Annotated in this window: 12 protein-coding genes; 6 read left to right on the plus strand and 6 right to left on the minus strand. The window is 75.8% G+C overall.

Features of this window, described 5'->3' with window-relative positions:
- Positions 1-219 precede the first annotated feature (219 nt).
- Together GA0070622_RS18510 and GA0070622_RS18515 are read left to right on the plus strand one after the other, a co-directional pair.
- Positions 220-2,640 (plus strand): glycoside hydrolase family 3 C-terminal domain-containing protein, encoded by a 2,421-nt coding sequence (locus GA0070622_RS18510; RefSeq protein ID WP_091574466.1) that lies wholly within the window; start codon positions 220-222, stop codon positions 2,638-2,640.
- A complete protein-coding gene (locus tag GA0070622_RS18515) occupies positions 2,637-3,662 on the plus strand; it encodes a LacI family DNA-binding transcriptional regulator (RefSeq protein WP_091574467.1) in 1,026 nt (341 codons plus the stop codon). Before GA0070622_RS18510 ends, GA0070622_RS18515 begins: the two co-directional genes overlap by 4 nt.
- Positions 3,663-3,669: 7 nt before the next feature.
- Here GA0070622_RS18515 and GA0070622_RS18520 read toward each other — a convergent pair whose 3' ends face one another.
- The 4 genes from GA0070622_RS18520 to GA0070622_RS18535 are packed head-to-tail and all read right to left on the minus strand — an operon-like array spanning position 3,670 to position 7,021.
- Positions 3,670-4,179, minus strand: a complete 510-nt coding sequence (locus GA0070622_RS18520) for an NUDIX hydrolase (RefSeq protein ID WP_091577638.1) — start codon at positions 4,177-4,179, stop codon at positions 3,670-3,672.
- A 10-nt stretch (positions 4,180-4,189) separates the two neighbouring features.
- A complete protein-coding gene (locus GA0070622_RS18525; protein ID WP_091574468.1) occupies positions 4,190-5,014 on the minus strand; it encodes an SDR family NAD(P)-dependent oxidoreductase in 825 nt (274 codons plus the stop codon).
- A complete protein-coding gene (locus tag GA0070622_RS18530) occupies positions 5,011-6,321 on the minus strand; it encodes a flavin-containing monooxygenase (RefSeq protein WP_091574469.1) in 1,311 nt (436 codons plus the stop codon). The genes GA0070622_RS18525 and GA0070622_RS18530 overlap by 4 nt, the downstream gene beginning before the upstream one ends.
- 55 nt (positions 6,322-6,376) lie before the next feature.
- Complete coding sequence (locus GA0070622_RS18535) at positions 6,377-7,021, minus strand: TetR/AcrR family transcriptional regulator (RefSeq protein ID WP_091577641.1); 645 nt, start codon at positions 7,019-7,021, stop codon at positions 6,377-6,379.
- Positions 7,022-7,097: 76 nt separating this feature from the next.
- Here GA0070622_RS18535 and GA0070622_RS18540 point away from each other — a divergent pair, with 76 nt between their 5' ends.
- Genes GA0070622_RS18540 through GA0070622_RS18550 form a run of 3 tightly spaced genes read left to right on the plus strand, consistent with a single transcriptional unit; the run spans position 7,098 to position 10,251 of the window.
- The gene (locus tag GA0070622_RS18540; RefSeq protein WP_091574470.1) at positions 7,098-8,450 is read left to right on the plus strand and encodes an MFS transporter; all 1,353 of its coding nucleotides are present in this window, start codon (positions 7,098-7,100) and stop codon (positions 8,448-8,450) included.
- A 12-nt stretch (positions 8,451-8,462) separates the two neighbouring features.
- Positions 8,463-9,602: a hypothetical protein gene (locus GA0070622_RS18545; protein WP_091574471.1), complete on the plus strand. Its 1,140-nt coding sequence runs from the start codon at positions 8,463-8,465 to the stop codon at positions 9,600-9,602.
- 58 nt (positions 9,603-9,660) lie between these two features.
- The gene (locus GA0070622_RS18550; RefSeq protein ID WP_091574472.1) at positions 9,661-10,251 is read left to right on the plus strand and encodes a pyridoxamine 5'-phosphate oxidase family protein; all 591 of its coding nucleotides are present in this window, start codon (positions 9,661-9,663) and stop codon (positions 10,249-10,251) included.
- Positions 10,252-10,258: 7 nt separating this feature from the next.
- On the opposite strand, the gene GA0070622_RS18555 is transcribed toward GA0070622_RS18550, so the two are convergent.
- Positions 10,259-11,740, minus strand: coding sequence for a peptide MFS transporter (locus GA0070622_RS18555; RefSeq protein ID WP_091577643.1), 1,482 nt, complete (start codon positions 11,738-11,740; stop codon positions 10,259-10,261).
- 224 nt (positions 11,741-11,964) lie between these two features.
- On the opposite strand from GA0070622_RS18555, the gene GA0070622_RS18560 reads away from it, so the two are divergent.
- Positions 11,965-12,306 carry an RNA polymerase-binding protein RbpA gene (locus GA0070622_RS18560; protein ID WP_046564157.1) on the plus strand — a complete coding sequence of 114 codons (342 nt, stop codon included), beginning with the start codon at positions 11,965-11,967 and terminating at the stop codon, positions 12,304-12,306.
- Positions 12,307-12,376: 70 nt separating this feature from the next.
- Here the strand turns inward: GA0070622_RS18560 and GA0070622_RS18565 are convergent, their stop codons facing one another.
- A complete protein-coding gene (locus tag GA0070622_RS18565; protein ID WP_091574473.1) occupies positions 12,377-12,886 on the minus strand; it encodes an FxsA family protein in 510 nt (169 codons plus the stop codon).
- Between the last annotated feature and the right edge of the window lie 52 nt (positions 12,887-12,938).

The raw sequence follows: 12,938 nt of genomic DNA on the forward strand, positions 1-12,938 counted from the left end.
CGCGCGGGGTGCCAACCTCGGTAACGCCGTCACCGCGACCGGGCAACCCGGTGCCGGCGTGTTTTTCGGCGGTCGTCGAAGCGCTTCACCACCGCTCCGGGCCGACGCCGCCGCCCGACCACCACCCCCCTTTCCGCGTGCGCGCCGCCGTCTCCCGGCCCGGTTGTCGAAGCGCTTCGACACACCGGGGTGCCGCACGCTTCCCCGGAGGCGCCCGCCATGACCGATCCCGTCGCACCCCGTCCCGACGACCTGCTGGCCCGGCTCACCCTGCCGGAGAAGCTCGGCCTGCTGCACCAGTGGCAGGCGCCGGTCCCCCGGCTCGGCCTACCGGCGTTCCGCACCGGCACCGAGGCGCTGCACGGGGTGGCCTGGCTCGGCGAGGCCACCGTCTTCCCGCAGGCGATCGGGCTGGCGAGCAGCTGGAACCCGGACCTGATCCGGGCGGTCGGCGCCGCCGTCGGCGACGAGGTCCGGGCCAAACACCAGGCGGACCCGGGTCGGGTCGGGCTCAACGTGTGGGCGCCGGTGGTCAACCCGCTGCGCGACCCCCGGTGGGGCCGCAACGAGGAGGGCTGGTCCGAGGACCCGTGGCTGACCGGCCGCCTGGCCACCGCCTACGCCCGCGGGCTGCGCGGCGACCACCCCACCCGACTGCGGACCGCGCCGACACTCAAGCACTTCCTCGGCTACAACAACGAGACCGACCGGGCGGTCACCTCCAGCGACCTGCCGCCGCGCGTGCTGCACGAGTACGAGCTGCCGGCGTTCCGCGCCCCGCTGGCCGCCGGGGCGGCGGTGGCCGTGATGGCGTCGTACAACCTGGTCGACGGCGTGCCGGCGCACCTGAGCCCGCTCATCGACGGGGAGTTGCGCGGCTGGGCCGACGACGAGGTGCTGGTGGTCGGCGACGCGGGCGCGGTCGGCAACATCGCCGGCGTGCAGGCGTACCTGCCCGACCACGTCACCGGGTTCGCCGCCGCGCTGCGCGCCGGGATCGACAGCTTCACCGAGGACGACGACGACCCCGGCCCCACAGTGGCCCGGTTCACCGAGGCCCTGGCGCGCGGGCTCGTCACCGAGTCCGACGTGGACCGCGCGGTCCGGCGGATCCTGTCGGTGCGCACGCGCCTGGGTGACCTGGACCCGCCCGGCCACGACCCGTACGCCGGGGTGCCGGCCGACGTGGTGAACTGCCCCGCGCACCAGGAACTCGCCCGGGAGGCCGCCCGCCAGTCGGTCGTGCTGCTGCGCAACGACGGTCTGCTGCCGCTGGCACCGGACACCCGGGTCGCGGTGCTCGGCCCACTCGCCGACACCGTGCTCACCGACTGGTACAGCGGCACGCCGCCGTACGCGGTGAGCGCGTACCGGGGGCTGCTCGGCCGACTGCCCGACGTGCGCACCCACTGCGGCGCGGACCGGATCACGTTACGCGTCGGCGAACGGGCCGTGCGGTGCGTCGACGGCGCACCGCTGACCCTCGGCGACGGCGCACCGACGGAGTTCGACGTGGTCGACTGGGGGCAGGGCGTGGTGGCACTGCGCGTGGCCCACCACGGCCGGTACGTCGGCGCCCAGGACTCCGGCACGCTGGTCGACGACCGTCCAGGCCCGGGCGGCTGGGTGGTCCGGGAGACGTTCCGCCTGCGCCACCGGCCCGACGGCACCGCGCTGCTGCACCACCTGGCCACCGGCCGGCACGTCGGTGTCGACCCGGACGGCCGCCTGCGCGTCGACACCGGCGACCCGGCCGGGTTCACCGTCGACCTGGTCGTCGACGGGGCCGCCGAGGCCGCCGCGCTGGCCGCCGCCGCCGACGTGGCGCTGGTGGTGCTCGGCAACCATCCGATGGTCAACGGGCGGGAGACCGAGGACCGGGCCGACCTGGCGTTGCCGTCCGGCCAGCAGGACCTGCTGCGCGCCGTGCGGGCGGCGAACCCGCGTACCGTGCTGGTGCTGACCAGCAGCTACCCGTACGCGGTGGGCGGGGCGCGGGAACACCTGCCGGCGGTGCTGTGGAGCGCCCACGGTGGACAGGAACACGGCAACGGGCTGGCCGACGTGCTGCTCGGCGCCGCCGACCCGGGCGGCCGGCTCACCCAGACCTGGTACGCCGACACCGCCGAGCTGCCCGACCTGCTCGACTACGACGTCATCGGCGCCGACGCCACCTACCTCTACCACCGGGGCGAGCCGCTGTACCCGTTCGGGCACGGGCTCAGCTATGCCGCGTTCGACTACGCTGACCTCCGGCTGAGCACCGCCACGGCGCACGCCGGCGAGGAGGTGCAGGTGAGCGTCGAGGTCACCAACACGGGCCGCCACCCGGGCACCGAGGTGGTGCAGCTCTACACCCGGCAGCGTCGTTCCCGGGTCAAGCAGCCGCTGCGGCAGCTGCGCGACTTCGCCCGGGTCACCCTCGACCCGGGGTGCGCGGCCCGGGTGACGCTGCGGCTGCGTACCGCCGATCTGGCCTGGTGGGACGAGAACCGCGCCGCGACGGTGGTGGAGGACGCCGTCCACTCGGTGCTGGTCGGCCGGTCCGCCCGGGACGTGCGGCTGGTCGGCGCGCTCGCCGTCACCGGCGGCGACGCCGCGCCGGTGACCACCGACGGGCGGTCGGGGGCCGCCCGGTGACCGGCCGGGTCGCCGGTGACCAGGTCACCATCGCCGACGTGGCCCGCCACGCCGGGGTCGCCGCCAGCACCGTGTCGTACGTGCTCAGCGGCAAGCGCGCCATCTCGGCGACGACCCGGGGCCGGGTGCTGGCCAGTGTCCGCGCGCTGGGCTACCACCCCAACGCCGGGGCGCGGGCGCTGGCCAGCCGCCGCGCCAACGTGATCGCCCTGGTGCTGCCGCTGCGCACCGGCATGCAGGTGCCGGTGGTGATGCGGTTCGCCACCGCGGTGGTCACCACCGCCCGCCGCCACGACCACGACGTGCTGCTGGTGACCGCCGACGAAGGGCCGGCCGGGCTGCACCGGATCGCCGGCAGCGCGTTGGTCGACGGCGTCCTGCTGATGGACGTGGAGCTGGAGGACTCCCGGGTGCCGTTGCTGCGGGAGCTGGCGCTGCCCGGCGTGCTGATCGGGCACCCGACCGACAGCAGCGGGCTGGCCTGCGTGGACCTGGACTTCCGGCGGGCCGGGGAGCTGTGCGTGGAGCACCTGGCCGGCGCGGGGCACCGGCGGATCGCGTTGCTCGGCGCGCCGGCCGCCGTCTACGACCGGGGCACCGGCTTCGCCCACCGGACCCGGGCAGGGGTGCTGGCCGCCGCCGACCGGCTCGGCGTCGACGCGGTGGCCCGGCCCTGCGAGGAGGGACCGGCGGCGGTCCGGCGGGACCTGGAGGCGCTGCTGGCCGACCACCCCGACGTCACCGGGCTGGTGGTGCAGAACGAGTCGGCCGTCGGGCCGGTGCTGTCGGCGTTGCCACTGCTGGGCCGGCGGGTGCCGCGGGACGTCTCGGTGGTCGCGGTGTGCCCCGACGAGCTGGCCGAGCAGTTCGGGCTGACCGGCGTGCCGGTGCCCGCCGAGGAGGTCGGCCGGCAGGCGGTGACGCTGCTGATGCGGCGGCTGCGTGACGAGCCGGTGCCGGAGGTGACCCTGCTGGAACCCCGGCTGACCGTGCGCGACACCAGCGGCCGACCCGGTCGGTGAGGACCGGTCAGAGGCTGTCCGGGCGGCGCAGCGCCGGATGCTGCTCGCCCGGGGCCGCGTACCAGGGTGGGGCGTCGTCGTCGAGCGCGGTGCCGATCCGCAGCCGCGACCAGTCGTCCAGCTCGGGCAGCGCGTCCGGGGCGAACCAGGCCACCGCCAGGGACTCGTCCCCGTCGGCGGTGGCGGTGCCGCCCACGGCCCGGCAGCGGAACCAGATGTTGAGGTATTCGCAGGCGTCGCCGTTGGGATAGACCACCGGGTGGGTGGCCACGCCGGCCAGCCGCTCGATCGTCACCTCGACGCCGGTCTCCTCGCGCACCTCACGCACCAGCGCGTCGGCGGGCTGCTCGCCCGGGTCCACGGTGCCGGCGGGCACCGACCAGCGGCCGTTGTCCCCTCGGCGGGCCAGCAGCACCCGCCCCGCGTCGTCGGTCACCACGCCGCTGACCCCGTAGAGCATGAGCAGGTCGTGGCCGACGTGCCGGCGCAGCCGGGCGATGTAGGGCGACACGGGCATGGCGAGCAGGCTACCCGCGTGCCTGGCGGTGCCGCCGCACCATCCCGGCGGCCAGCGCCGCGCCGTCCAGGTCACCGGCGGCGACGCGCCCGGCGACGGTCCGCCGCACCAGCCGGTCGGCCAGCGCCGGCGCGTGCCGGGCCAGCGCCAGCTCGACCCGGCCGCGTCGGGTGGTGGCCACGTCGCGGGGCGCGCGCCGGGCGGCGGCGGCGCGCAGGATCGCCGCGACCACTCCCTCGACCGGCTCGGGCCGGGACACCCCGCTCAGCGACAGTCCGGCGGCGACGGTGCTGTCGTGGATCGGGGAGGCGACCATGCTGGGGTAGACGACGCTGACCCCGACGTGCGTGCCGACCTCGTGGCGCAGCGCGTCGGCGTACGCGACCAGGGCCCGCTTGCTCACCCCGTACGCGGCGGCGAGGGGCAGCGGCAGCACCGCCATCCGGCTGGCCACGAAGATCACCCGGCCGCGGGCGGCCTCCAGCGCCGGCATCGCCGCGGCCGTGGTCCGCCAGGCGGCGAGCAGGTTCACCTCCAGTTGCCGGCGCACCACCTCGTCCGGGGCCAGCTCGGCGGGGGCGGGACCGCCGACGCCGGCGTTGTTGACCAGCAGGTCCAGCCCGCCGAGCCGGTCGACGGCGGCGGCCACCGCGGCCGGCGTCGCCGCCGCGTCGGTCAGGTCGACCCCGAGCACCGGCGGCGTCGCGTCGGCGTCGGCGTGCAGGTCCAGGCCGACCACGTGCGCGCCGGCGTCGGTCAGCGCGGCGCTCAGGCGCCGGCCGAACGTGCCGTGCGCGCCGGTGACCAGCACCCGCCGCCCGGCGAGCGCGCTCACCGGGCCGCTCCGGCCCGCCGGCGGCCGGCGGCCAGTTCCCGGCGCAGCTCGGCCAGGTACGCGTCGAAGTCCACCCGCATGTGCGGCCGGCGCTGTCCCCAGCGGGCGGTGGCGGCGCGCAGCTCGGCGCGGCAGGCGGCGGCCTGGCGGTCGCGTTCCGGCGGCGCCCAGGTGCCGGCCAGCCGGGCGGCGACGAGCCGGGCCTGCGCCTCGACCAGCGGGAACGCCGCGCCGGTGGACTGCATGAGCCCGACGAAGGCCAGGCCGGGGGCGTCCAGGTGGAACACGTGCCGGTACAGCGGCAGTCGGTCGGCGCCGTCGCCGAGCAGCGCCGGGTCGAGGAACGGCACCTCCACCCGGTAGCCGGTGCACCAGATCACCAGGTCCACCTCGTCGACCCGGCCGCCGGTGAACTCGACCCGGTCGCCGGCGAAGCGGGCGATGCCGGGACGGGCCTGCACGTCGCCGTGGGTGAGCCGGGACAGCAGCGTGTCGGAGAGCGTCGGGTGGTCCTGGAGGAAGCCGTGCTCCGGGGCGGGCAGCCCGTAGCGGGCGGGCGGGCCGACGGTGGCGGTGAGCATGGTCTGGCTGATCCGCTGGCGCAGCCGCCAGGGCAGCCGGCGGGCCAGCGCCCCGTTGAGCGTGTCCGACGGGCGGCCGAGCAGATACTTGGGCACCACCCAGACGCCCCGGCGTAGCGACAGCAACGTCCGGGTGGCGGCGTACGAGGCGTCGACGGCGATGTCCATGGCGGAGTTGCCGCCGCCGACCACCAGGACCCGGCGGCCGGCGAGCTGCTCGGGTCCACGGTAGTCGTGGCTGTGCATCTGCTGCGCGGCGCATTCGCCGGGATAGGGCGCGGGCCGGTTCGGCACCCGGTTGTGCCCGTTGGCGACCACGACCGCCTCGACGTCGACGGTCACCGGGCCGTCCGGGCCGGTCGCGTGCACCCGCCAGCCGTCGCCGGCGGCGGTGACCCGGTCGACGGTGTGCCGCAGCCGCACCGCGTCGCGCAGGCCGAACCGGTCGGCGTAGTCGCCGAGGTAGCCGGCGACGCGGGTGTGGTCGGGGTAGTCGGGCCAGTCGGCGGGCATCGGGTGGTCGGCGAACTCGGTGCGCCCCCGGCTGGTGTTGAGGTGCAGCGTCCGGTACGCCGGCGAGCCGGGCGCACCGTAGACCCAGAGGCCGCCGAGGGTGTCGGCGGTCTCGAACGCGACCGCCGGCACGCCGGCGTCGCCGAGCGCCTTGAGCGTGGCCAGTCCGGCCGCTCCGGCGCCGACGACCGCGACCCGGGGTGGTGCCGACATGCCCGCCTCCTTTTATCCAACGACTGCTGGATAATCCCCGGTGGGCGGGACGCCGTCAAGGGGTGGCCGGTGGGTAGAGCCCGTCGAGCAGGCGGTGCACGAACGCCCGGAACTCACGCCGCTCCCGCGCTGCGGAGCCGGAGCGCGCGGCGAGCGCCACCACGTGCCCGTGCACCGCCCAGACCAGGCTGCGCACGGTCACGTGCGGGGCCGGCTCGACCAGCGCCCCGGCTCCCGCCGCGGCGGCGAGCAGGCGCTCGACCTGCGCGTACAGCGGCGCGGAGTAACGCCGGTCCAGCTCCGCGTGCCGCTGCGGCTCCAGCCAGCGGCGCAGCCACAGCGCGGTGGTCTCCGGCCGGTCCTCCAGGAAGTCGACGAACACGTCGACCAGTTCGTGCAGCGCGCGCAGCGCCTGACCCGGGCCGGCGGTCAGGGCCTCGGCCGCGCGCTGCCCGGCCGCCTCCAGGACCTCGCGCTCGGCGCTGAACACCCGGGCGAAGCAGGCGTCGTAGAGCTGCGCCTTGGTGCCGGTGTGGTGGGCCACCGTGGCCACGTCGACGCCGGCCGCGGCGGCCACGTCCCGGACGCTGACCGCGTCGAACCCGCGCTCGGCGAACAACGCGGTCGCGGCGGCGAGCACGAGGTCGTGGGTCGGTCGCTGGTCGTCGCGGCGGGGGCGGCCCGGCCGCCGGCGGGGCATGGTCATCCGGCCATTGTTCCCCCTACAATCCAGCATCCGTTGGATTGGGGCGGCGCGCCCCGGGACAGGAGACGGCATGACCGGGCTGGACCAGCGGCGCGACGACGCCGTCGCCCTGCCACGCGGACCGCTGGTCGGGTTCGCCGCCGGCTCGCTCGGCATGGGTGTCTGGGTGACCGTGCCGGGGCTGCTGCTGCTCTACTTCCTCACCGACGTCCTCGCGGTCGCACCATGGCTGGCCGGGCTGACCCTGCTGCTGCCGAAGATCGCCGACGTGCTGCTGCACCCGTGGATCGGGCACCGCTGCGACGTCGAGCAGGCCCGCCGGGGTCACCGCCGGCGGCTGCTGCTGGCCGGCTGCGCGTTGCCGGTGGCGTTCGCCGCGCTGTTCGCCGTGCCCGGCCACCTCACCGGCGCGGCCGCCGCGGGCTGGGTGGCGGTGTTCTTCGTGGCCGGCAATCTGCTGTTCGCCGCCTACCAGGTGCCCTACCTGGCCACCCCGGCCGACCTGCGGATCGGCTACCACGAGCGGACCCGGCTGATGGCGTTCCGGATGGTGGTGCTGACCCTCGGCATCCTGGTCTCCGGGCTGCTGGCGCCGCTGCTGACCGGCGGCGACGACGCCACCCGCGCCGGTTACCTGAAGATGGCCGTGGTGCTGGCGGCCGGGATGCTCGCCGCGATGGCGGTCGGCGTGGTCGGGATCGACCGGCTGCGTCGTACCGCCGCCGCCCCGGCGGCCCCGCACGGCGCCGGCGGGTGGCGGACGCTGGCGGCCAGCCTGCGCGACCGGCAGTTCCGCGCGCTGGTCGGCGCCTACCTGGCCATGTCGACAACCACCCACCTGGTCCTGGCCGGGGTGCCCTACTACGCCGAGTACGAGCTGGGCCGCCCCGGGCTCACCACGGTGCTCGTCGCCGCGTTCGTCGCGCCGGCGCTGCTGGTCACGCCCGCCTGGCTGGCGTTGGCCCGCCGGGTCGGCAAGCAGCGCGCGCTGCTCGCCGGGCAGGCCGCGTTCGCCGCCGGGTCGCTGGTGCTGGCGGTCGGGCGGCCCGCGGGGCTGCCGGTGCTGGTCGCCGCCGTGGCGGTGCTCGGGGTGGCGTTCGCCGGCATGCAGCTGCTGCCGTTCTCCATGCTGCCCGATGTGATCCGCGCCGCCGGCACCGAGCGGGCCGGCACGTACACCGGGGTGTGGACCGCGACCGAGGCCACCGGCGCGGCGCTGGGCCCCTACGCGTACGCGTTGTGCCTGGCCGCCGGCGGGTTCGTCGCGTCCTCGGCCGGGCAGACGGTGACCCAGTCCTCGGCGGCGCTGGACGCGCTGCGCTGGGGCTTCGGTCTGCTGCCCGCCGCGGTGATGGTGGTCGCGGTGCTGGTGCAACGCCGCTACACCCTCGACGGCGCGGCCCGCGCCGGGACCGGCCACTAGACTTCGCCCCCGATGGACGTCGAGCCCGCCACCGAGACCCGCCCCTGCGCCCACTGTGGGCGGGAGGTGCCGCAGCGCTTCGGCGCGGGCCGCCCGTTCCGTTACTGCCGGGACAACGACGGCGCCTGCCAGCGCGCCGCCCGCAACTCGCGCATGCGCCACCGCAACTCCCCCGGCCTGCCCGGGCAGGTGGCACGCACCTGGGAGGCGGTGGACCGGCTCGACCAGATCGTGGAGACGCTCAGCGAGGCGTTGCACGCCGAGCTGTCCCCGGCCGGGGTGGAGCGGCAGCTCGCCGAGCTGCGCGCGCAGACGGCCGCGCAGGTCGCCGCCGCGCACGCCGAACGCGACGAGGCCCGCCGCGACGCCGAGGACGCCGCCGCGGCGGCCACCCGCGACCGGCAGGACGCGCGCGCCGCACACGCCGAACGCGACGCCGCCCGGGACCGGGCCGACCGCGCCGAGACGACCGCCGCGGCGGCGGCCGAGCGGGTCGCCGCCGCCGAGGACGCCCGGGACGCCGCCCGCGCCGAGGCGGGCGCCGCCCAGGCGCTGCGGGTGCAGGCCGAGCGGGACCGCGACGCCGCCCGCCACGAGCTGCGCACCGTGCGGGCCGAACGCGACGGCGAGCGGCAGCGGGTCGCCGAGCTGACCGCCGAACGGGACACCGCCCGCGCCGACGCGGAGCGGGCCATCCGCTCGGCCGCCGAGGCCCTCGACCGGGCCGAGCGGTCCCGCGTCGACACGCAGGCCGCCGCCGCCCGGGCCGTCGAGGCCGAGCAGGCGGCCCGGGCCGCCGCGGAGCGGGCCGACGCCGAGGCCGCCGCCGCGCGGCAGGCTCTCGTCGCGCGGGACCGCGCCGGCGCGGCCCGGGCCGAGGCCGAGGCGGCGGTGGAGCGACTGCGCGCCGAGGTGGCCGCCGCGGCGCAGCAGGCCGCCGCCCGTACCGCCGAGCGGGACGGGCTGGCCGCGGAGCTGGCCGACGCGCGGCGGGCCGCGAGCGCCGCCGAGGCCCGGGCGGGTGACCTGGCCGCCCGCACGGCCGCGGCCGAGGCCGAGCGGGACGCCGCGCAGCGGCGCGCCGGGCAGCTCGCCGACCAGGTCAGCGACCTGGCCACGGCCCTGGCCCGGCTCGGCACGCGCACCGGCTGACCGGCCACGGGCTGGGACGGGACAGCGCCACACCCCGCTGCCCGGGGAGGATCGGGGCATGGGAAAGACGTACGAGCGCATCGACGGCCGGCTGCGGGACTTCATCGAGGCGCAGCCGATGTTCTTCGTGGCCACCGCCCCGCTGTCCGGCGACGGCACCGTCAACCTCTCCCCCAAGGGCCTGCGCGGTTGCCTGGCGGTGCTCGACGAGCACACCGTGGCCTACCTCGACTTCGCCGGCAGCAACGCCGAGACCATCGCCCACCTGCGGGAGAACGGCCGGGTGACGCTGATGTGGTGCGCGTTCGCCGGGCCGCCGACCATCGTGCGGGTGCACGGGCGCGGTGAGCCGGTGTTCCGCGACGACCCGCGCTGGCCCGACCTGCTGCGGCACTTCCCGGACATCGACCCGAGCCCGCACGGGCTGCGGGCGGTGATCGTGGTGCGGGCCGAGCTGATCCGCGACACCTGCGGCTACACCGTGCCGCTGATGAGCTACGACACCGACCGGGACCTGCACGGGCGGCGGTTCGCCCGGGAGGACGACGCGTCGCTGAGCGCCTACTTCGCCGGCAAGGAGCACGTGGCGACCAGCATCGACGGGCTGCCCGGCTTGCCGCTGCCGTTGCCGCCCGTGCCGGCGGGGTGAGCGGCGGTCAGTGGATGCCGGCCATCAGGCCTCGGATCTGGCGGGTGAACATCACCGCGGCCAGGCCCAGCACCACCGAGGCCAGGCCGAAGGTGAGGAAGTAGGTCGCCTGCGACCAGCTGTCCGCCAGCCGGGCCACCTGACCGCCGATGGCGTCGCCGACGGCGGTGGCGAGGAACCACAGGCCCAGCATCTGGCTGGCGTACTTGACCGGGGCCAGCTTCGTGGTGGCCGACAGGCCCACCGGGCTCAGCGACAGCTCACCGGCGACCTGGATCGCGTACACGGCGACGAGCCACCACGGCGAGACCAGGTCGCCGCCGACGGCGGCCTGGGCGGCGGCGGCCATCAGCACGAACGACAGGCCGTTGAGCACCAGGCCGACGGCGAACTTCGTCGGCGTGGACACCCGGTGGCCGAGCTTGAGCCACAGCCACGCGGCCAGCGGCGCGCCGATGATGATGAGGATCGGGTTGACCGACTGCAACCAGGACGCCGGGAAGGTGAACCCGCCGACGTTCCGGTCGGTCCGGTCGGCGGCGAAGATGTTCAGCACCGACCCGGCCTGGTCGTAGATCAGCCAGAACGACGCGGCGAAGAGGAACAGCCACACGTAGGCCTTCATCCGGCTGCGCTCGGTGTCGCTGATCTCCCGGTCGGTGAGGATCCGCGCGAAGTAGGCGACGGTCACCAGCACGGTGACCACGGTGAGCAGGTTGACCACCGTGTCGACGGTGAACCAGCCGGTCAGCAGCAGCGCGAGCAGCACCACCAGCACCACGGCGGTGGCCACGCCGACGCGGGTCAGCGCCCGCCGCCGGTCGGCGCCGAGCAGCGGGTCGGCCGGCCGGGCGCCGGCGTCGCCGAGGTTGCGCCGCCCGGCCACGTACTGGATCACGCCGAAGGTCATGCCGATGGCGGCGGCGCCGAACCCGAGATGCCAGTTGATCTTCTCGCCGAGGAAGCCGGTGATCAGCGGGGCGATGAACGCGCCCAGGTTGATGCCCATGTAGAAGATGGAGAACCCGGCGTCGCGGCGGGGTGAGTCCCGCTCGTAGAGGTCGCCGACCATGGTGGAGATGTTCGGCTTGAGCAGGCCGGTGCCGAGCACGATCAGCGTCATGCCGGCGAACACGCTCCACCCGGTGGGGATCGCCATCACGTAGTGGCCGGCGGCGATGACCACACCGCCCCACAGCACGCTGCGCCGCGCGCCGATGAGCCGGTCGGCGACCCAGCCGCCGGGCAGCGCCATCAGGTAGACCATCGCGTTGTAGGTGCCGTAGACGGCGTTGGCGCTGGACTCGCCGATGCCGAGCCCACCGTCGGCGACCGCGGCGGTCAGGTAGAGCACCAGGATGGCGCGCATGCCGTAGAAGCTGAACCGCTCCCACATCTCGGTGAGGAAGAGGGTGGACAGCGCCCGTGGGTGACCGAAGAAGGTCTTCCCGGCGGGCGGTCGTGCGCCGACCGGCGCGTCACTGGTCATCGTCACCTCCGGCACGCATGCGGGTGGGTAACATCCCCGTTGACAGGCGAAACACTCCACCGATTCGGCCCGGCCGGGGACGACCCCGCCGGGCAGCTGTCATGGCCGGTTACCCTTGATGCTTCCGACCCGCGTACGGCCCTGCCGGCGTGGGTGGGGAATGGGCGGGCGGTGACCGGCCGTTACACCTGAAGACCAGCACCACGGACGAGGGGAAGTCGATCATGGGCGAGCGTATGCTGCGCGGTAGCCGGCTGGGCGCGGTCAGCTACGAATCCGACCGCAACACGGAGCTCGCGCCGCGTCAGACCCGCGAGTACCTGTGCGCCAAGGGCCACCAGTTCGAGGTGCCGTTCGCCGTCGACGCCGAGGTCCCGACGACCTGGGAGTGCAAGTTCGACGGCAGCGTCGCCCGGCTGGTCGACGGCAGCGAGCCGGAGCAGAAGAAGGCCAAGCCGCCGCGCACCCACTGGGACATGCTGCTGGAGCGCCGCTCGATCGCCGAGCTGGAGGACATCCTCGCCGAGCGGCTGCAGGAGGTCCGCACCCGCCGCGGTCGCGCCTGAGCACCCGTAGACGACCGAAACGCCCCCGGGATGATTCCCGGGGGCGTTTCGTCGCGTCTGGGGGGTTGCGTCAGCGGTCCACGATCTCACCCTCGATGGCCCGGCCGGGCTCGGCCACCGGCGGCTGCTGCGGCGTGGGCGTCGGCTGCGACTGCCCCTGGTAGACCCGCACCCGGCGCGGCCCGAACAGGTCACCGGCGACCATCGACGACACCCGCCGCTCGGTGGCCCGGCGCACCCCACCGCCGGCCAACCGACGCAGCGGCGGCACCAGCAGCAGCAACCCCACCGCGCCGCTGACCAGACCCGGCAGCGCCAGCAGCAGCGCACCGAGCAGGCCCACCAGCCCGTCGGTGACCTGCGGCCCCGGCGGCTGGCCGGCCTGCGCGGCGGCCCGGAACCCCCGCCACGCCCGCATGCCCTCGCGGCGCAGCAGCACCAGACCCAGCAGCGAGGCCGCGAACACCAGCAGCAGCGCCGCGCCGAACCCGACGGCCCGGCCCACCAGGACGAAAACGGCCAGCTCCAGCAGCGTCAGCAGCAGCAGGGCCGGTGGTAGGTATCTCAGTCCTCGGCGCATCTCACCTCATCCGCCCGGTGTGTCGTCACGCCCCTCCAGCATGACACGCCCG

This window comes from Micromonospora sediminicola (assembly GCF_900089585.1).
Taxonomy (GTDB): domain Bacteria; phylum Actinomycetota; class Actinomycetes; order Mycobacteriales; family Micromonosporaceae; genus Micromonospora; species Micromonospora sediminicola.